This window comes from Variovorax paradoxus, from assembly GCF_009755665.1.
Classification (GTDB): Bacteria; Pseudomonadota; Gammaproteobacteria; order Burkholderiales; family Burkholderiaceae_C; genus Variovorax; species Variovorax paradoxus_G.
In genome coordinates this window covers 885,155-903,963 of record NZ_CP046622.1, presented here as the reverse complement: position 1 = coordinate 903,963, position 18,809 = coordinate 885,155, and the positions used below count along the sequence as shown (strand labels likewise).

Below are 18,809 nucleotides of genomic sequence, written 5' to 3'. Positions count from 1 at the left end.
GCTCGATCAAAGCTCCATGCAATAGCGGCTCACAGGCGCACAAGCCAGCTGCGCCTCCAGCGCACTCCAGGCGCCCGAAGCCACCGCGCGATCGATATGCGCCTGGTGGTGGCGCCTAGATTCCCACGATTCGACCAGCGTGAAAGCGCACGCGTTGTCGCTGTGCCCGAACAGCCGCACGCCCAGGCAGCCATCCGCCGACGGCAGCGACTGCTTGACCTGGTTCATGAGCTCGGCGAATGCAGAAGCGCCCTCGGGCTTGGCTTCGAAAGTGATGATGACGTTGATCGGGTCCATGGAAATTCGCGCTGCTTTCAACAAAAGAAAAAGGAAGCCGGCAGGTTAGCCAGCGCCCTCCCCCGCGCCAAGACGCGAAGCTGCGAACACATTGACCATGGCTGCGAAGCTGCTGCAGCCCCCCGTCCCTTCAACCCGACTGCACGCGCCGCACGTACTCCGCAGGCGTTGCCTCGAACCGCCTGCGGAACGCGCGGTTGAAATGCGCCGCGCTCTCGAAGCCCACTTTCGCAGCCGCATCGCCGGGGCGCAGCCCGGTTCCCAGCATCAGCATGCGCGCCTCTTCGAGCCGCAAGTCGCGAATGCAGCGCATCGGCGTGACCCCGGCCACCTCCCTGAAACTGTGCGCGAAGTGCGAAGGGCTCATGTGCACGTGGCCGGCAATTTCAGCCACCGACAGCGGCCGGCCCAAGTGGCGGCGCATGAAGGCGATGGCTGCCTGTATGCGTGCGCCCGCCTTGGTAACGGCACTCGCGCTGCGAATGGCCGCCGCCGCCTCGGAGCGAAGCAGCCGCAGCACGATCTCTTCGACCGCCAGCGGCGCGAGCGTGCGGCGGTCCACCGGGTCGTCCGCCGCCAGCAGCAGCCGCGCGAAGGCCTCGACCACCTCCTGCCCCACCGGCGCCGTGAAGTTCTCGGTCACCCGGGCTGGCTCGGCCGCGAGCGTGCCGCTTTCTGCAAGCGCGACGAAAGACTTGACCAGCACGTCGGGCGGCAGGTCGAGGTGAATGGCGAGGTACGGCTCTTCGGCGCTCGCCCCGACCACGGTGCCGAGGCACGCGACCTCGGCGCCGAGCACCAGGCATTGGGTGGCGCCGTAGTCGAGCGACCGGCGGTCGCTATTACCAAGGTGCGCGGTCTTGCGGCCTTGCAAGACGACCACGACGCCGGGTGTGAGGCGTTGGGTTTTCTCGTAGCGGATGGGGTGGGAGAAGCGGTAGTAGCGCAGGCCGGGGTAGAGGGCGTCGGTGCGGCCGTCTGAAGAGGCTCGCGCCGCAACCATGTTCCGCAGTCGTGCCCAAGCAGCGGGAACGCTTTCAGATTTACCGTCGGCAACAGATAAAACGGGCATCGGCTGTGTTGTGGAGAGAAAACTGGCGCTACATGGCGCCGGTAGTGTTCCGTTGAAGCGCTTCGTGGACCATGCCAGTGGCGGCGTTGACGGTGTTGATGCGAACCAGCAGGGCGTCGTTGAGCAGGCGCAGCAAGGCGCTCAGTTCGGTGCGGCTTGGGGTGAGTACTTCGCAGTCACTCAGGGCGCTGGTGTCGATGAGCTTTTCGAGCGCCGTGTAGGCGCGTACTACGTCGTTGAGGGCGCCGGCATCGTCGCAGGCTTGCAGAGCGAGTGCGTCGAATTCGGCGTCGAGAGAAGAGGCAGAAGAAATGCGAGATTGCGGACGCGCGCGGGAAGATTCAGCCATGAAATGGTCTCCAAGGTTCGCAGAGGTTTCATCAGGCTTCCAAACCCGGCCACGCCATCGGACGCGACGGGGCGCAGTATATCGACGAGCTTTCATCTTTCCAGGCTCATTCGCTCCACCGAACGAGAACGAACCTCGCACTGATACTTGATTCAGACGCAACTATCTTCTGCTCCAACCCCCATTTATCCGCAAAGGTAATCCCAAGACACTCCTCCTAACCCATTCAGGAGTGCCTCATGCCAATCGCCCTACTCGCGCTGACCCTCAGCGCCTTCGCCATCGGGACGACCGAGTTCGTCATCGTTGGCCTCATCCCCACAGTCGCTGCTGATCTCGGCATCGGCCTTCCCTCCGCCGGCCTGCTGGTCAGCCTCTATGCACTGGGCGTCGCCGTCGGTGCGCCGGTGCTCACCGCGCTCACGGGCAAGCTGCCGCGCAAGGCGCTGCTGCTCGGGTTGATGGCGCTGTTCACGCTCGGCAACTTGCTGGCGTGGCAGGCGCCGAGTTATGAATCGCTGGTTGCCGCCCGCGTGCTCACGGGGCTGGCACACGGGGTGTTCTTCTCGATTGGCTCGACCATTGCCACGGGCCTGGTGCCGAAGGAAAAGGCCGCGAGCGCGATTGCCATCATGTTCACCGGGCTCACGGTGGCGCTGGTTACGGGTGTGCCGCTGGGCACGTTCATCGGGCAGCACTTTGGCTGGCGCGAGACTTTTCTGGCGGTGTCTGCGCTGGGCGTCATTGCGTTTGTCGGCAGCTGGGTTTTTGTTCCCGGCAACATCCGCCACACGCCGCCGGCCTCGCTGGCGCAGCAGGCCAAGGTGCTGGCGGAGCCGCGGCTCTTGCTGGTGTATGCCAAGACGGCGATCGGCTACGGCGGCTCGTTCATTCCGTTCACGTTTCTGGCGCCCATCCTCACGGAGGTGTCGGGCTTCAGCGCGGGCGCTGTGGGCTGGGTGATGCTGGTGTACGGTGTGTCGGTGGCGGTGGGCAACATCTGGGGCGGCAGGCTGGCCGACCGCATGGGGCCGATTCCGGCGCTGAAGATCATCTTTGCGCTGCTGGCCGCGGTGCTGCTGGTGTTCAACTTTGCAGCGCCGCACAAGTGGCTGGCGCTGGTGGCGGTGCTGATGTGGGGCGCGGTGGCTTTCGGCAACGTGCCGGGGCTGCAGGTGTATGTGGTGAAGCAGGCCGAGCGCTTTACGCCGCAGGCGGTAGACGTGGCCTCGGGCCTGAACATTGCGGCGTTCAACCTTGGCATTGCGCTCGCAGCATGGGTGGGCGGGCTGATCGTGACGCATCTTGGCTTGATGCACACGCCGTGGATTGGCGCGCTGGTGGTGCTGGTGTCGCTGGCGCTCACGCAGTGGAGCGGAACACTCGACCGCCGTGCCGGCATTCCGGTGCGGGCTTCGGGCCCGGTGCCGGTGGGGCACTGAGCGGCCCTCTTCTTTCTCTTTTTTGAAACGCATAAGGACGAACAACATCATGACAACCGACAACACCATTCCCGCCTTCGGTCTCGGCACCTTTCGCCTGAAGGGCCAGGTGGTGATCGACTCTGTGAAGAACGGGCTCGACCTGGGCTACCGACTCATCGACACGGCGCAGATCTACGGCAACGAGGCCGAGGTGGGCCAGGCCATTGCCGAAAGCGGCGTGCCGCGCAGCAAGCTTTTCATCACGACCAAGATCTGGACGGACAACTACGCGAAAGACAAGCTGGTGCCCAGCCTGAAAGAAAGCCTTGCCAAACTGCGCACAGACCATGTCGACCTGACGCTCATCCACTGGCCATCGCCCGGCAACGCGGTGCCGGTGGCAGAGTTCATGGGCGCGCTGGCCGATGCCAAGGCGCAGGGGCTCACGCGGCAAATCGGCATTTCCAACTTCAACATCGCACTGATGAAGGAGGCCATTGCAGCCGTGGGCGCGCAGAACATTGCCACCAACCAGATCGAGCTGCACCCCTATCTGCAGAACCGCAAGGTGGCAGAGTTTGCGAAGAGCCAGGGCATTCACATCACTTCTTACATGACACTGGCCTACGGCAAGGTGCTGGCCGACCCGGTGATCGAGGCGATTGCCAAGGCGCACAACGCGACCACCGCGCAGGTGGTGCTGGCGTGGGCCATGCAGCTGGGCTACGCGGTCATTCCGTCATCAACGCAACGCGCCAACCTCGAAAGCAACCTGAAGGCGCAGCAGCTGCGGCTGGCGGACGCCGAGATGGCGCAGATTGCCGCGCTCGACCGCGGCGAGCGGCTGACGGACCCCGCAGGCCTTTCGCCCGCATGGGATTGATACGAGTGTTTCAGGTCTGAGCTACCCCTCTATCGGCCCCCAACGGCGGGCTCGTGTGGCATTCTGAAGAGAGGCTGTATTGGCTTGCGCGCGCACTTTGTCGACGTGGCGCCTGACGGCATTTCTCTGCAACCACAATCGATCGAGGAGTTGCGATGCGGCAACTTGGACGAGCGCTGCGCGCGTTCGTGTTCGTCGGGGGCTGGGCGTTGGTGCTCGGCATGTCGAGCTGCGGCGGCGGGGGTGGCGGAGGTGGTGGCGCCGCGCTTCCCATTGCCTCGGTGGGTACCGCGCCTCCGCCGAGCAACACGCCCGCCGCACCGCCGGACACGCCCGCTACACCGCCCGCGCCCCCACCCGCTGAGCCGGTCGATCCGCCTCCGGCAACCAGCCGCGTGGTCTCCGACAGCATTGCCTCGGCCAAGACCGGCGCAAGCTATCCGCTCGAGATCTACCTGCCCGCCTCTTACGACGGCAGCTCAACGCGCTACCCCATCATTTATGCGCTGGACGGCGACGCGGTGTTCAACCCGCCCGGCACGCGCTTTTCCAACTTCAAAGACATTCTCGAAAGCCGCGGAACGCAGGCAATCCTGGTCGGCATTGGCGGCACGTCGCGCCGCGAGCAGGACTACACCCTGCCCGGCGCCAGGGCGTACCACGACTTTCTGACGCAGGAGCTGGTGCCGCTCATCGAAGCGAAGTACCGCGCCGACACAGGCAGGCGCATGCTCACCGGCCTGTCGCTGAGCGGGAGCATGGCGGGCATTGCGCTGTTTCTCGAAGGGGCGGCGGGCAGCTTGACGTTCTCGCACTTCCTGTCGTTCGAGGGTGCGTATGCGCACCAGGGGCCGGAGTACGAGAACCTCGAGCAGCAGATGCACGACTCGCTCAACGGCCGGCCCCTGCCCGCCACGCTCATCCTTACGCGCTGCAGCGATCCGGTCGAATGCAACTCGGGCCCTGTCGGCTCGATATTCAACCGGTTGCTGGGGCGCGTGTACCAGGGCCTGACGGTGGAAGAAACCACCTACTCGACAACGCACACCGAAACCGATATTCCGTCGTTCACGGATTCGGTTGCGAGGCTGCTGCCATAGGCCCCGGCGGTCGCCGTCAGAAGCGGTCTGGCAGCCCCATGGCCGGGTCGCTCACCGAATGCCGGCCGGTCTCGATGCGGCCGGCAAAGCGCCGGTAGAAAGACGGGTCGGCATCGCACGTCACCACAAAGTCGTACCACTGGCCGCTGGAGTCCAGGCTCCAGCGCATGGCGGTGTCGCCGCCGCCCTTGACGCGAACGCGCCATGAGCCGTCGGGATGGGGGCGGTAGATGCCGTTGTTGCCGTGGCCGCCGTGGGCGTTGTTCCGGTCGTTGCCGTGGCGGCGGTCGTTGTCGTCGTCTTCGCGGTCTTCATGGCGGTCCTTGCCGCCGGCCTGGTAAGCGTCGGGCCGCGGGTAGGCCTTGTTCGACTGCACGGTAAAGCGGCAATCGCGCCGGCCGTCGTTGCGCATCTGCAGGTAGATGTCGCCGCGGCGCGCGTCGTAGCCCACGCGAATTTCTGGCGCGGCCGCACCGCCGGCGCGCAGGCGGTTGAGGTCGCCCTTGAACTGCCGGTGAAAGCCGTTGGGGCCGAGCACCCACAGGTCGTACAGGCCGGCGTTGTCGGTCATGGCGTTCCAGTAGCCGTCGAGCTGCTTGCCGGGCTCGACTGCATAGCGGCGCGGCAGGCTGTCCGAAAGGTGCAGCTTGTCGTACACGTGGAACACCGCGGCCGCCTTGCCGCTGTTGGCGAACAGCAGCTGAACTCGGCCGTTGAGCGAATCGCTGCGGGCGCTGGTGTGCAGCTCGTAGGGCAGCGCACGCGAGGGCCGCACGCCGGTTGCCTGCACGGGCAACGCGGCATCGGCCGTGGGCACGATGCTCGGCATGGTCTGCTGCGCGGCGGTGAGCGCGTCGGCCTCGGCCTTGGTCTTGCGGCCGGCCAGGGTGGGCAAAGGCTCGTCGTTGGGGCGCTCGAAGTTGAAGGCGCTGGTGAGGTCGCTGCAAACAGAGCGGCGGTATTTGCTGATTTGCGGTTCGGCCACGCCGAAGCACTTTTCCAGGAACATGAGCGTCGAGGTGTGGTCGCACACCTGCGAGTTGACCCAGCCGCCGCGGCTCCACGGCGACACCACCCACATCGGCACGCGCGGGCCAGGGCCGTAGGGGCGGCCGTCCATGGCGGGTTGCCGCGGCGTGGCCGGCGTGTAGTTGTGATATTCGACGGCCACGTCGGCCTCGGCCATGGTGGTGGCGCCGGCAAGCGTTCCGTCGGGGTTGCGCGATGGTGCCGCGGGCGAAGGCAGGTGGTCGAAGAAGCCGTCGTTCTCGTCGAAATTGATGAGCAGCACGGTCTTGCTCCACACCTCGGGGTTGGAGGTGAGTGCGTCCAGCACTTCCTGCACATACCAGCCGCCCTTGGCCGGGCTCGATGGGCCGGGGTGCTCGCTGTAGGCAGACGGCGAAATGATCCACGACACTGCCGGCAAGGTGCCGTTGCGAATGTCTTCACGGAAGGTTTCGAGAAAGCCATACGGCATGGTGTTGCCGAAGCCCTTGGCCAGCGGGCTGAGCGGGTCATCGATGGCCGGGTCATAAAACGGCCCCGCGGCGGTGACCGGCTGCGTGATGTCGGTGGCGGGCACGTACACGGGGCGGCGGGCTTCGGGCATCTGCTCGATGGCGGTGCGCCAGTGCCTGAAGCTCATCATCTCGTTGCAGCCGAAGTTGTCGATCAGGCTCTGGTAGACCTTCCATTTGACGCCGGCTTTTTCGAGCCGGTCGGCATAGGTGGTCCAGGTCCAGCCTTCGGTGGAGGCGCCGATGTCGTTGCCCGCGTTGAACTGGTTGTTGAGTACCGCCAGCTGCACCTTGCTTCCATCGACCGGGCTGGTGCCGTTGGGGCCGTTGGTGCCGCTCCAGTAGAACAGGCGGTTGGCAATGGTGCCGGTGTGCATGCCGCAGTGGTAGTGGTCGCAAAGCGTAAAGGCCTCGGCCAGCGCCCGCTGGAAAGGCACTTCCGCGGTGTCGTAGTAGCCCATCGACAGCAGGTTCTTCGAGTCCGGCCACTTGAACATGCGGCCGTGGTCCCATGCGGCCTGCGAGTCGGACCAGCTGTGCGGCGTGCTGCCCGCGCGCTGCGCGTTGCCCTTGCTCTCGTCCAGGCGGTATGGCACATAGGTGCTGGGCGGCGATGTCTTGGTATAGGTCTGATGGAAGATGGTCTTGCCATTGGGCGCCGGAATGGCAAAGCGGTCGCCATAGCCGCGCACGCCCTTGAAGGTGCCGAAGTAGCTGTCGAAAGAGCGGTTCTCCTGCATCAGCAGAACGACGTGCTTCACGTCCTTGATGGTGCCGGTTTCGTGATGCGCCGGAATGGCCAGCGCGCGACGAATGCTGGGCGGAAAGGTGGCCAGCGTGGCGGCTGCAATGCCGGTGCCCGTGGCGCTCTGTAGAAACTTGCGACGTGTGGTCATGGTGGGTCGGTTTCAGGTGTTGATGATGCGCGCGCCTTCAGGGGGCGTAGCTGACGGTGGGTTCGCTGTTGTTGCCCGGGTCGGGCGTGGTAGATGCGGGGTCGGTCTTGGCCGTGTTGTCGCCGCTGTCCTTCGCGCTGGCGCTGGCGCTGAAGCCGCCACTTCCGCCACCGCCATCACCACCGCCGCATGCGCTCAACGCGCAAGCGAGGACCAACAGCGCGAGCGGCGCGCGCAGATACAAAAGCCGTGAATGCATGGATGAGTCACTCCTGATTTCGCCGAGGCAATTTGGATGGCCTTGACGAACGGCAGTGTCTCCGCCGCCAATGCATCAAGGCGGCTTCAAGCATACGAAGCAGCCATGACACCGCGATGTAGCAGCGATGCGAACCTTGGTAGGCATTGGTGGTGAATCAGTAATGCATTGGTAATGCATTGCCGATGTTTCTCAGTCGAACGGCGCCCATCGGCCGGATTCGGGGCACACGGTTGCTCGCTTGCCGTTCACCCTCACCTGCTCTTCATGCAGTTGCGATGCGGTTGAAGAATCGACGTCGAACGCAACGCCGAGTGCGCGCGCCACGCGGGCATCTTCAATGGGCAGCTCCCAGGTAAGGAACACCAGGGTGCAGTCTTGCTCCGGGCCGAAGCTGGCCGCATCGAAACCACTGCCGCCGCGCGGAACCACCGCATGAGGCTGGCCAGTGTCGAAGGCCAGGACCGTGCCGCGCGCAAGCGGAACGCGATGGCCCGTGGCAGCAAAGTGCACGTCCAGCCCCTTGTCTTCGCTCACGAAGAGATTGCAGAAGGCCGCACCGCCGTATTGCGCAGCATCGTGGTGGTACCTCGCACCGCGGCAAGCCATGAGGGCCACGTCGCTCGACGCAAGCATGTCGCCCAGGCCGAGTGCGCGCGTCCACTCCGCCGCGGCCTGCACGCAGCGTGCGTAGTCGGGCCAGCGCGCACGCGCGCGCGCCAGCGGCAAGGGCTCGACATCGCCGGGCTCCAGCGTCAGGCGCGAGGAAACCTCGCGCTCCCAATCTGCAATGAGGCGTGCGGGGGGCGCGGGCACATCGACCCTACCTGACAACACCACATCGCTCACGCTGCGGCTGCGCATGGCGTCGCCGCTCAGGAAGTGGGAAACGAGGTGGTCTTCTCGCACGCGATGCGGTGGAGTGGGAAGGCTCATCCGCAGCAGTGTAGTGAGGCAGGTTCCGCGTGCCCGCCTTCGCCGCGGGCGGCGTCAAGGCCTGAACGTGGACTCCCGCTTTGCATAGGCCAGCGCGGCGAGAAGGCCCAGGCCCGCCACGGCCGCGGCGCCCCAAGCCACCGCGGGGCTGCACAGCATGCGGCCGAGCGACGAGCGTTGTCCGCTTCCCGTTCCGATGCCCGTGGCGGCCCGTTCGAGCGGCGTGAGCGGCCGCGCCGTGTTCGGGTTTTCTTCGCCCTCAAGAACGGCCTGGGAAATTTCCAGTGGCGTCAGTTCATCGGCAACGGGTCCGGACAGCGATTTGTCGTTGGCGCGCATGCAAAGCCTTTCATTCGAAGTTTGAGTCTGCGGCGAAGACTCTCCTGGCGCCGGCCCGGCGTTCTACAGCCGACAGCGGACTTTTGCGTAGGCCGAGGGCGCGCACGTTTCGTTGCAGGCCGAAGTGTCCGTCCCGCAGACTCTCGATGATCGGCGCACCATGCCAACGACCCCACCCCGCATCGCTTTCGAATGGATGCTGCTCGCCGTGCTCGCCACCTGCTGGGGCGCCTCGTACACCTTCATCAAGATCGGCGTGCAGACGCTGCCGCCCGTCACGCTGATCGCGGCGCGCACGCTGATTGCGGGCCTGCTGCTGCTCGCGCTGCTGCGCATGCGCGGCGTGCGGCTGCCGCGGGAGCCCGCAATGTGGCGCCGCTTCGCGCTGCAAGCCTGCTTGAACAGCGTGCTGCCGTTCACGCTCATCGCGTGGGCCGAGCGCAGCGTGGATGCCGGGCTCGCCGCCATCCTCAACTCGACGTCGCCGATCTTCATCTTCCTCCTGGGCCTGGGCATGGGCGGCGCCGAGAAGCCGACGCTGCACCGCCTCTTGGGCGTGTGCGCGGGCCTCGCGGGCATCTGCCTGATCGTCGGCGTCGAGGCGCTGCACGGCCTCGGGCATTCGCTCTTTGCGCAAATCGGGCTGGTGGCGGCGGCCGTCTGCTATGGCTGCGCCGCCATGTTCGGCCGCGTGTTCAAGGGACTCGATCCGATGGTGCCGGCCGCGGGTTCGCTGCTTTGCGGCGCGGCGATGCTGCTGCCCGCGAGCCTCGCGATCGACCGGCCGTGGACACTGGCGCCTTCGGCCGGCTCGATGTTGGCGGTGCTGGCTCTCGCGGTGCTCTCCACGGCCCTTGCCTTCACGATCTACTTCCGGCTCATCAAGACGCTCGGGCCGATGTCGACCGCCGCGCAGGCCTACCTGCGCGTGCCCATCGGCGTGATGATCGGCGTGGTGTTCCTCGGCGAGGCGCTCTCGCCCACCGCATGGGCCGGGCTCGCGTGCATCGTGGCGGGCGTGGTCGCGATGACGGTGCCCGCGCGGCGGACCGCGCCTGACCAGGCTCCAGGCGTAGACCTCGGCTCCGGCCCGATCGGCCGCTGGGAAGAGATGCAGGTCTTTGATCTCTCCAAAGGGGGAGCGCCGATGAAAAGCCGCATCCGGCACATCGAATCAGCAGTAGCCGACCCACAGCCATTTGGCGCCAGAATGCGCCCATGAGCCACCATAACGACACGCAGGAGACCGCCGAACACATTCCTTTCGAGGAATTCCGCGAGGGGCTGCCGCAAGGGCGGTTCCGGGTCATCGTCAACCCCGCGCTGGCGGTGCCCTTCGTGTCCCACCGCATGCATGCGACGGCGTTGGCACTCGCCCTCATCGGCCCGGGCATTGCCGCGGCTCTGGCCGGGCATCCGTGGATCGGCGGGCCGTTGGTGGTGGCCGGCATCCTGGTGCGGTGGTCCGTCAAGAGGCAGGCGCCGCGTATTCTTTTGCACCTGGCCGCGCGCTTGCCTTCGGTCTACGAGCAGGCCGGCGAGCATGGCGTGATGGAAGTGCGCCGCGCCTGAGGAACGATGCGATGCAAACAGCAAACATGTACGCGGACCAAGGCGGCGAAGGCCCCGACCTGCTTCTCATGCTGCATGGCATGGGCGCAACCGGGGCCGTGTGGTCGCCCATGTGCGACACGGCCAGCGCCCGCTGGGCCGGCCGCTGGCTCGCCCTGGACTTGCCCGGCCATGGCCGATCTGGCCGGCAAGACTCTTATGCCGTTGGCCAATGCGCAGCAACCGTTGCGCGCGCCGCGCTGCCGCACGTCGACCCCGCGGGGCGGCTGGTGGTGCTGGGGCATTCGCTGGGCGGAGTGATCGCCCTCGCGCTGGCCACGGGCTGGTTCGGTGTGGCACCGCACCGGGTCTTTGGGGCCGGCATCAAGGCTGCATGGAGCGACGATGAACTGCGCCGCATGGAAACGCTGGCATTGCAACCCGCCAAGAAGTTTTCCACGGAAGAAGAAGCGCAGGAGCGATACCTGAAGGTTTCAGGCCTTGCGGGAATTGCCGATGCATCGGCGGCTGCCGCTGCAAGAGGCGTGGAGCGCGACGCCGACGGATGGCGCCTGGCGATGGACCCACGGGCCAACGCGGTCGGCAAGCCGCCGCTGTCTGAACTGATGGCGCTGGCCCGCTGCCCCGTTCACCTTGGCCGGGGGCGCGACGATGCGTTGGGGACGATGGAGCAGACCCGCGCGCTGGACCCCGATGCCCGCGACCTTGGACCGCACGCCCACAACGTGATGATCGAGGCGCCCGAAGCGGTTTGGGACTGGGTCGCTTCGTTCACCTGACCCAGGCGTCATTGCCCGTCGGTGGGTAGCGTGCCCACCACTGCCAAGGCGCCCTGGCGCGATCGCATGACCACGCCTTCACCGGACGCCAGCGCGACGCCCGTCAGCGCACTGATGTTGGCCTGGTGAGTGGTTACCACGAGCACGCCCGGGCCGCGCCAGGCCAAGAGCAGCGCCCGTGCACGCGCGCTCTGCTCCGGCTCGCGCGATCGATCGGAGAACAGCGAATTGAATGCACTGTCGACACGAGGCTTGATGGCGGGGAAGGCCAAGGTAGCGGTATCGCGCGCACGGCACCATTCGGACGTAAGCACGGTGGACACCGCAATGCCGCGTTCTCGAAACCGCTCGCCGATGCGGCGCGCTTGCTTGCGGCCCGTGTCGTCGAGGTTGCGCTGCGTGCTGCAGTCGTCCAGGCGCATGCCGGGCGGGTCTCCGATTCCCGGTGCCTCGGCATGCCGGAACAGAACGACGTCGCCGTTGCGCAGCGCGCCCCACCCAGTATCGGTCTGGCCCGAGCCTGGCGCGCAACCCAGCACAAGGGCACTGGCCAGCAGCATGCATACGGCAGCGCGGTTCATGTGAACTCCTGGTACGGGTCGACGCCAAATCGAGCCCTATAGTAAAGACCCGCCCTCAGCTTGAAAAGGAGTACCCGCTCGTGTCCAAGACACTTTCATTCAGGCCACTGGAAGAGCGCGACTTTCCGATGTTCCACGAATGGGTTCGGCGGCCCCACGTCGCCGAATGGTGGAGCGAGCCCAGCACGCTGGAAGAGATAAAGGACGAGTACCTGCCCACGCTCGACGGCAGGTCTTCGACCAGGGCGTTCATCGCCAGCCTTGATGATGAGCCGATCGGGTTCATCCAGATCTATGTGGTGCAAGACTCCGGAGACGGCTGGTGGGAAGACGAAACCGATGCCGGCGCGAGAGGCATCGACCAGTTTCTGGCAGACGCCGCGCGATTGAACCAGGGCCTCGGCACCGCAATGATCGAGGCTTTCGTCGAGCGGCTCTTTCAGGACCCAGCGGTTTCGAAAGTGCAGACAGACCCCTCGCCCGACAACGCACGTGCCATACGGTGCTACAGAAAGGTTGGCTTCAAGGACGTTGGCGAAGTCATGACGCCTGATGGACCTGCGCTGCTTATGCTGTATGAAAGAGAAGAGCCGATTTGATGACTGCGTCACTGCCCGCTGAAATCACCCCGCAGCTGTCGCAAGCGCGAGCCGTGCTCGAGCGTCACTTGGCCGACAACCTCCAAGCCATCCACCTGTTTGGTTCAGCCGTCGATGGTGGGCTCAAGCCGCTCAGCGACATCGATCTGATGGTTACCGTGAACAATGCGCTCACAGACCCGGTCAGGCGGTCGCTGATGATGGACCTGCTGTCCGTCTCGGCCGCACCGGGAGTCGACGGGCCATGGCGCCCCCTCGAAGTGACGCTTGTCGTTCAGAGCGAAGTCGTGCCGTGGCGATACCCGCCGCTTCGCGAACTGCAGTTCGGCGAATGGCTTCGCGAGGAGTTGCAAGCCGGAATCATCTCGCCCGCCGTGCCGGACCATGACCTTGCGATATTGCTCACAAAGGTGAGACAGCACAGCGTATGCGTGGCCGGTGCACCTGCCGTGGAATTGTTCGACCCTGTGCCTGAAGCCGACTTCTCGCAGGCCCTTCTGGACACTGTTGCGCAGTGGAACGACGAGCCCGATTGGCAAGGCGACGAGCGCAACGTAGTGCTTGCACTCGCGCGCATATGGTTCAGCGCGGCCACCGGTGAGATCACTTCCAAGAACGCCGCCGCGGAGTGGGTTCTTGAGCGCTTGCCCGACGAGCATCGGCCTGTGTTGGCGACAGCGTATGCGGCTTACTTGGGCTGTGCAGAAGACGACTTGGCCCATCGTGCGATGGAAGTGGCTGCGTTTGTGAGATACGCCAGGGCAATGGTCGAGCGCGTCTGCGCGGCCCGTTGGTTCGAGCAAAAGACCGAAATTTCTTCCCGTGGCTCACGCACTATGCTATTTGGCCGCAAAGATCATTTCGCCATCGAAGCGATGGTGGAGCCCGACTTGGTAGTGCCCTCCGCAGCATGGGGTCGAATGCGCGTTTGGGCCAGCGGGTTCTCCATTGGAGACTACGCAAATCCACGCTGCGGGCTGCCGCGTGATGAATTCGAGCAGCTCGCGATCAACTTGCCGGCTTTATGGAACCGGGAGTTCGACGGCATGGCTGACGTGGAATTGTTCGATTACTTGGACAGGCTCTTGTACGGCTGCCGCCGCGGCGCGGAGCTCTTCGACGACCGTACGTTGCCGCAATTGAGCGAGGATGAGCGGCTGTACGGCAAGTTCAGTTTTCTCATCAACTGGGGTGAGATGTTTGACAACAGCGGAAAGTCATTCATCTTTTGTCCGGATGGAAGAACCGTAAAGGTGTTGCACCAACCCCTTCGCTCAGAGCAATACATTTCTCTAGAGGCGCCGCTGGAGGCCGTTCGAGAAGCGTGCCACAAGTTCGTCGGGTGGTTCGATCAGCAGGTGCTCAGGCTTGCCCAACGGGCGGGGCGGGGTCGATGAATCTCAGCATTTTTGCCTGTTCACTGGAGGTGTGCTCCATCCCTTTAGACGAGTCGATGCAAAAAGGGAAATAAACAATTCATGAAGGCCCTGTGACCGACACCCGCAACATCCGCATGCTCACCCGCTACACGGCCTGGGCAAACTCACGCCTCTTCGGCGCGCTGGCCGAGTTGCCCAAAAGCGAGGAAGCTGCATCCGCATTGGGCGACATGATCAAGACGCTCAATCACGCCTATGTGGTCGACCTCATCTGGAAGGCTCACCTCGAAGGAGAACGCCATGGCTTCACTTCGCGCAACACAGAGGTGATGCCAAGCCTTGGGGAGCTTTGCAATGCACAGACGCTCATCGACGGCTGGTACATCGACTATGCCGACCGGATCTCCGGCACGGCGCACGATGAAGTCGTGCACTTCGAGTTCGTCGACGGCGGCCCCGGGGCGATGACCCGCGGCGACATGCTGCTCCACGTGGTGAATCACAAGACCTACCACCGCGGATATGTGGCGCAGATGCTTTACCAGGCATCGCTTCGTCCCCCGACGATGGACTTGCCGGTGTTCTTGAGGGATGTTCCGCTTGTTCTTTGAGGAGTAGACATGCAGATTCGCAGCGTTGCTGCTTCCGACGTCGAGGCGGTTTATCGGCTCCTTTCGGCTAACGGATGGGCCCACCGGATCTCTGGTGCCGAGTACCTCGGCCAGCTGATCTCGGCATCGCATGCGTCGGTGATCGCGGTGGCAGATGACCAGGTTGTCGGCTTTGCGCGCGCCATCGGCGACGGCCTGTCCAATGGCTACCTGTCCATGGTTGTGGTCGCCGAGCCGTTCCGCCGAAGAGGCATCGGACAGGCGCTCGTGCAGCACATCGTAGGTTCGGAGACAGACATCACATGGGTGCTGCGGGCGGGCAGACCCGGGGCCGCCGAGTTCTTCGCCAAGCTGGGCTTCCAAATTTCGTCGGTTGCGATGGAGCGGCCGCGGGGCCAATGGCCAACGAAGCTCGAACGCAGGCTCACCACGATGGTGGCCGCGTCAGACCCGCTGATGGCCGCGCTGCGTGCGGTTCGCTCGCTTCAACTCCAGTCCTGGTGCATCGGTGCCGGCGCCATCCGCTCGTTGGTGTGGGACACCCTGCATGGTTTCGACCACCGTTCGCCCGTCGAAGACATGGACGTTGTCTACTTCGATGCGAATGCCGGTCCCGAGCACGATGCCCATCTCGAAAAGCAGCTTCGCTCGGCCATGCCAACCCTCTGCTGGGAAGTAACGAATCAGGCCGGCGTCCATCGCTGGTTCGCCGACGCCCTCGGCCAGGTTGTTGCGCCGCTCGCCTCGCTGGAAGAAGGCGTTGCGACTTGGCCGGAGTTCGCCACGTGCGTTGGCGTGTACCTCAACAGCGACGGAACACTGGGCGTCGTTGCTCCGCACGGGCTTGATGATCTTTTCGGGCTGCGCGTCCGGCACAACCCGCAGAGGGCAAGCGCTGCGACCTACCGCGAGCGCGTTCAGGCCAAGCGGTTTGCCGAGCGGTGGCCCCGGCTTTCGATTGACGCGGCTTGATTGCCCAATGAACTGAACGCTTCGGAGAGCGACAGCACACGCCCGCAGTTCACCGCCTGGTAGCCCGGCAGCCGGTTCACCGCCTGCTGGTAGGCATCGCTGCGCAGAATGTCGAGCATCCGCTGCACGATGGGCGCCGCGAGCGAGCGTTCGTCGCACAAGAGAAAGTAGCGCTCCACCTGGTTGGAGATGAAGTCCAGCTTGAACTGCCGCGCGGGCGTTTCCACGCCGTAGCCCGCGTCGGCCATGCCGCTGGCCACGAAGGCGGCCACGGCTGCGTGCGTGAACTCGCATTGCTCGTAGCCCTTGATCGATTCGGGCGCAATGCCCTGCTCGCGCAACTGAAGATCGAACAGGTAGCGCGTGCCTGAACCCGCCTGCCGGTTGATAAAGCGGACATCGGGGCGCGCGAGGTCGGCCAGCGTGTAGATCTTTTTCGGATTGCCGGGCGCCACCATCAGGCCCTGGTGGCGCGTTGCCATGCCGATGACCTTCTGCGTGTCGGCGTTGAGCCAGGCGCCGTAGTGGGTTACGGCTTCGGCCTCGAATGCGCCGAGCGGCACGTGAAAGCCCGCCACGTCGCAGCTGCCGTGATGCAGCGAGGCCACGGCCTCTTCGCTGCCGCAGTAGCGCAGATCGCCCGGCACCTGCGCCGCGGCCAGGAAGCCGTGCAATGCCTCGATGGCAAAACCGTGGCTGGCGTGAATGCGCAGCAAGTTGGGCGCGGTGGGAATCAGCTTTTCTATCTCCGCGCCCAGTTCGGATGCCAGCGAATCGAGCAACGGCGAAAGGCGCGCGGTAATGCGGCGGTCTGCCCACACCAGCTTTTCGCCCAGCGGCGTGAGGCTGGAGCCCTTGCCCCGCTGCATGGCTACGAGCGGCTGGCCAAACATGGCTTCGCCCTGGCGGATGAGCTCCCATGCGTGGCGGTAGGACACGCCGGCCTCCGTGCAGGCACTGGACAGGCTGCCGTGCTCCAGCACCTTCACCAGCAGCTCGATCACCCGCGGCGCGAGGGCTGCGCCATCCGGCTGGCGAATGGTCCATTGCGGCTTGATGTGCACTTCATGCATGGATTTAGGCTTTTAAAAGCATATTTATTGGGCTGACCGCTTCATATTGTGGCACTTGGTTCTGCTCCATACACTCGCGCAACCACGAGTATGGCAACTCCGAAATTAGGAGATGAAAAGCATATGACAGAGACAACAGATACGGCAGGCCCGGGCATCGCGGCGTCCATCGCCGCCGCGCACAAGGACGTGCCGGGCGGGCTGCTGCCCGCGCTGCACGGCATACAAGACGCACAGGGCTACGTGCCGCCCGATGCGGTGCCGCTCGTGGCCGAGCAGTTCAACCTGTCGCGCGCCGAGGTGCATGGCGTGGTCAGCTACTACCACCACTTTCGCTCTGCGCCGGCGGGCCGGCTGCTGGTGCAGGTCTGCCGGGCCGAGGCCTGCAAGGCCATGGGTGCGGACGCACTGCTGCAGCATGCCGAGCAACGGCTGGGCTGCGGCGTGCATGGCACCTCGGCCGACGGCCAGTACTCGCTGGAACCGGTGTTCTGCCTGGGCCTGTGCGCCTCGTCGCCGTCCATTGCAATCAACGATGAAGTGCATGCGCGCATCACGCCGGCGCTGTTCGACGAGATCGTCGAGGAAGCGCGGCAAGCCTCATGACCACCACCGTGTATGTTCCCCGCGACTCCGCCGCACTGGCGGTGGGCGCCGACCGGGTGGCCCGGCAGATTGCAGCCGAAGCGCTTGCACGCAACCTGCCGGTACGCATCGTGCGCAACGGCTCGCGCGGCCTCTTCTGGCTGGAAACGCTGGTCGAAGTGCAAACACCGCAAGGCCGCGTCGCCTATGGCCCGGTCGTGCGCGCCGACGTTCCCGGCCTGTTCGACGCAGATTTTCTTGGCGGCGGCGCGCATGCGCTGAACCTGGGCCTCACGGAAGAGATTGCCTATCTGAAGAAGCAGGAGCGCCTGACCTTTGCGCGCATGGGCGTGACCGATCCGGTGTCGGTGGCCGATTACGAGGCGCACGAAGGCTTTGCGGGGCTGCGCCGGGCGCTGGCCTTGGCGCCGGCGGATATCGTGCAGCAGGTGCTCGACTCCGGATTGCGCGGCCGCGGCGGCGCCGCCTTTCCGGCCGGCATCAAGTGGAAGACGGTGCTGGCCGCGCAGGCGCGCCAAGAATACATCGTCTGCAACGCGGACGAAGGCGACTCGGGCACCTTCTCGGACCGCATGACGATGGAAGGCGATCCGCTCATGCTGGTCGAGGGCATGGCCATTGCGGGCATTGCGACGGGCGCAACCGAGGGCTACATCTACGTGCGATCGGAATACCCGCATGCCATTGCCACGCTGAACGAGGCCATCGGCAATGCGGAGCAGGCGGGTTTCCTGGGCGATGACATCCTGGGTTCGGGCCGCAGCTTCCGCCTGATTGTGCGCAAGGCTGCGGGCGCCTATGTGTGCGGCGAAGAAACCGCGTTGCTCGAAAGCCTGGAAGGCCGCCGCGGCATCGTGCGCGCCAAGCCGCCGCTGCCGGCGCTGCAGGGGCTGTTCGGCCAGCCCACGGTGATCAACAACGTGATCACGCTGGCGTCGGTTCCCCTCATCCTGGCGCGCGGGGCCGACTTCTACAAGCACTACGGCGTGGGCCGCTCGCGCGGCACGCTGCCGTTTCAGCTGGCCGGAAACATCCGGCACGGGGGCCTGGTCGAAAAGGCGTTCGGCCTCACGCTGCGCGAGCTTCTGTACGATTTTGGCGGCGGGAGTGCGAGCGGCCGGCCGATCAAGGCGGTGCAGGTGGGCGGGCCGCTGGGCGCCTATGTGCCCGAATCGCAATGGGACCTGCCGCTCGACTACGAGGCCTATGCCGCCGTGGGCGCGGTAGTGGGCCACGGCGGCATCGTGGTGCACGACGACACGGCCGACATGTCGCAGCTGGCCCGCTATGCCATGGAGTTCTGCGCGATCGAGTCGTGCGGCAAGTGCACGCCCTGCCGCATCGGCTCCACGCGCGGCGTGGAAGTCATCGACAAGATCACCAGCAACCAGAACCGGCCGCAGCAGGTCATTTTGCTGCGCGACCTGTGCGACACCATGCTGCACGGCTCGCTTTGCGCCATGGGCGGCATGACGCCCTACCCCGTGCTGTCGGCCATCAATCACTACCCGGAGGACTTCGGCATCGAAGCCCCCGACCGCGCTGCAGCCTAGTTGACAGGA

19 protein-coding genes and 3 pseudogenes are annotated in these 18,809 nt (G+C 65.2%); 13 read left to right on the top strand and 9 right to left on the bottom strand.

Features of this window, described 5'->3' with window-relative positions; translation table 11 throughout:
• Positions 1-6: 6 nt before the first annotated feature.
• The 3 genes from GOQ09_RS04160 to GOQ09_RS04150 form a co-directional block, all read right to left on the bottom strand.
• Positions 7-297 (bottom strand): putative quinol monooxygenase, encoded by a 291-nt coding sequence (locus GOQ09_RS04160; RefSeq protein ID WP_157612015.1) that lies wholly within the window; start codon positions 295-297, stop codon positions 7-9.
• A 130-nt stretch (positions 298-427) separates the two neighbouring features.
• Complete coding sequence (locus GOQ09_RS04155) at positions 428-1,300, bottom strand: AraC family transcriptional regulator (RefSeq protein ID WP_242630986.1); 873 nt, start codon at positions 1,298-1,300, stop codon at positions 428-430.
• Between the two features lie 97 nt (positions 1,301-1,397).
• Positions 1,398-1,718, bottom strand: a complete 321-nt coding sequence (locus GOQ09_RS04150; protein ID WP_157612013.1) for a hypothetical protein — start codon at positions 1,716-1,718, stop codon at positions 1,398-1,400.
• A gap of 239 nt (positions 1,719-1,957) precedes the next feature.
• On the opposite strand from GOQ09_RS04150, the gene GOQ09_RS04145 reads away from it, so the two are divergent.
• The 3 genes from GOQ09_RS04145 to GOQ09_RS04135 all read left to right on the top strand — a co-directional run bounded on the left by GOQ09_RS04145 (position 1,958) and on the right by GOQ09_RS04135 (position 5,125).
• Positions 1,958-3,160: an MFS transporter gene (locus tag GOQ09_RS04145; protein WP_157612012.1), complete on the top strand. Its 1,203-nt coding sequence runs from the start codon at positions 1,958-1,960 to the stop codon at positions 3,158-3,160.
• A 49-nt stretch (positions 3,161-3,209) separates the two neighbouring features.
• Positions 3,210-4,025: a 2,5-didehydrogluconate reductase DkgB gene (gene dkgB, locus GOQ09_RS04140; protein ID WP_157612011.1), complete on the top strand. Its 816-nt coding sequence runs from the start codon at positions 3,210-3,212 to the stop codon at positions 4,023-4,025.
• A gap of 155 nt (positions 4,026-4,180) precedes the next feature.
• A complete protein-coding gene (locus GOQ09_RS04135) occupies positions 4,181-5,125 on the top strand; it encodes an alpha/beta hydrolase (RefSeq protein WP_157612010.1) in 945 nt (314 codons plus the stop codon).
• Between the two features lie 16 nt (positions 5,126-5,141).
• Here GOQ09_RS04135 and GOQ09_RS04130 read toward each other — a convergent pair whose 3' ends face one another.
• The 4 genes from GOQ09_RS04130 to GOQ09_RS04115 all read right to left on the bottom strand — a co-directional run bounded on the left by GOQ09_RS04130 (position 5,142) and on the right by GOQ09_RS04115 (position 9,075).
• Positions 5,142-7,541: a phosphocholine-specific phospholipase C gene (locus tag GOQ09_RS04130; RefSeq protein ID WP_157612009.1), complete on the bottom strand. Its 2,400-nt coding sequence runs from the start codon at positions 7,539-7,541 to the stop codon at positions 5,142-5,144.
• Positions 7,542-7,578: 37 nt separating this feature from the next.
• The gene (locus GOQ09_RS04125; protein ID WP_126747536.1) at positions 7,579-7,800 is read right to left on the bottom strand and encodes a hypothetical protein; all 222 of its coding nucleotides are present in this window, start codon (positions 7,798-7,800) and stop codon (positions 7,579-7,581) included.
• A 192-nt stretch (positions 7,801-7,992) separates the two neighbouring features.
• Positions 7,993-8,736 (bottom strand): hypothetical protein, encoded by a 744-nt coding sequence (locus tag GOQ09_RS04120; protein ID WP_157612008.1) that lies wholly within the window; start codon positions 8,734-8,736, stop codon positions 7,993-7,995.
• A gap of 54 nt (positions 8,737-8,790) precedes the next feature.
• Positions 8,791-9,075 carry a hypothetical protein gene (locus GOQ09_RS04115; protein ID WP_157612007.1) on the bottom strand — a complete coding sequence of 95 codons (285 nt, stop codon included), beginning with the start codon at positions 9,073-9,075 and terminating at the stop codon, positions 8,791-8,793.
• Positions 9,076-9,235: 160 nt separating this feature from the next.
• Here GOQ09_RS04115 and GOQ09_RS04110 point away from each other — a divergent pair.
• The 3 genes and pseudogenes from GOQ09_RS04110 to GOQ09_RS04100 form a co-directional block, all read left to right on the top strand.
• A pseudogene (locus GOQ09_RS04110) lies at positions 9,236-10,126 on the top strand (DMT family transporter); the annotation flags it as partial.
• A 167-nt stretch (positions 10,127-10,293) separates the two neighbouring features.
• Positions 10,294-10,647, top strand: a complete 354-nt coding sequence (locus tag GOQ09_RS04105) for a hypothetical protein (protein ID WP_157612006.1) — start codon at positions 10,294-10,296, stop codon at positions 10,645-10,647.
• 11 nt (positions 10,648-10,658) lie between these two features.
• Positions 10,659-11,426 (top strand): alpha/beta fold hydrolase, encoded by a 768-nt coding sequence (locus GOQ09_RS04100; protein WP_242630985.1) that lies wholly within the window; start codon positions 10,659-10,661, stop codon positions 11,424-11,426.
• Positions 11,427-11,434: 8 nt separating this feature from the next.
• Here the strand turns inward: GOQ09_RS04100 and GOQ09_RS04095 are convergent, their stop codons facing one another.
• The gene (locus GOQ09_RS04095) at positions 11,435-12,007 is read right to left on the bottom strand and encodes a histidine phosphatase family protein (protein ID WP_157612005.1); all 573 of its coding nucleotides are present in this window, start codon (positions 12,005-12,007) and stop codon (positions 11,435-11,437) included.
• A gap of 128 nt (positions 12,008-12,135) precedes the next feature.
• Between GOQ09_RS04095 and GOQ09_RS04090 the strand changes: the two genes are divergently transcribed.
• From GOQ09_RS04090 to GOQ09_RS04070, 5 genes and pseudogenes are all read left to right on the top strand, one after another.
• A complete protein-coding gene (locus tag GOQ09_RS04090) occupies positions 12,136-12,606 on the top strand; it encodes a GNAT family N-acetyltransferase (RefSeq protein ID WP_157616576.1) in 471 nt (156 codons plus the stop codon).
• A pseudogene (locus GOQ09_RS26265) lies at positions 12,606-13,385 on the top strand (AadA family aminoglycoside 3''-O-nucleotidyltransferase); the annotation flags it as partial. The gene GOQ09_RS04090 and the pseudogene GOQ09_RS26265, both read left to right, overlap by 1 nt.
• Before the next feature lie 710 nt (positions 13,386-14,095).
• Entirely contained in the window at positions 14,096-14,596 is a 501-nt protein-coding gene (locus GOQ09_RS04080) for a DinB family protein (RefSeq protein ID WP_242630984.1), read from the top strand.
• Between the two features lie 9 nt (positions 14,597-14,605).
• A pseudogene (locus GOQ09_RS04075) lies at positions 14,606-14,905 on the top strand (GNAT family N-acetyltransferase); the annotation flags it as partial.
• A gap of 123 nt (positions 14,906-15,028) precedes the next feature.
• Positions 15,029-15,568, top strand: a complete 540-nt coding sequence (locus GOQ09_RS04070; RefSeq protein ID WP_157616574.1) for a nucleotidyltransferase family protein — start codon at positions 15,029-15,031, stop codon at positions 15,566-15,568.
• Here GOQ09_RS04070 and GOQ09_RS04065 read toward each other — a convergent pair.
• Entirely contained in the window at positions 15,514-16,641 is a 1,128-nt protein-coding gene (locus GOQ09_RS04065; RefSeq protein ID WP_157612003.1) for a substrate-binding domain-containing protein, read from the bottom strand. The genes GOQ09_RS04070 and GOQ09_RS04065 overlap by 55 nt on opposite strands.
• Positions 16,642-16,764: 123 nt before the next feature.
• On the opposite strand from GOQ09_RS04065, the gene GOQ09_RS04060 reads away from it, so the two are divergent.
• Complete coding sequence (locus tag GOQ09_RS04060; protein WP_157612002.1) at positions 16,765-17,247, top strand: formate dehydrogenase subunit gamma; 483 nt, start codon at positions 16,765-16,767, stop codon at positions 17,245-17,247.
• On the top strand, positions 17,244-18,800 hold the full coding sequence (locus tag GOQ09_RS04055; RefSeq protein WP_157612001.1) for a formate dehydrogenase beta subunit: 1,557 nt from the start codon (positions 17,244-17,246) through the stop codon (positions 18,798-18,800). The genes GOQ09_RS04060 and GOQ09_RS04055 overlap by 4 nt, the downstream gene beginning before the upstream one ends.
• The last annotated feature ends 9 nt before the right edge of the window (positions 18,801-18,809 follow it).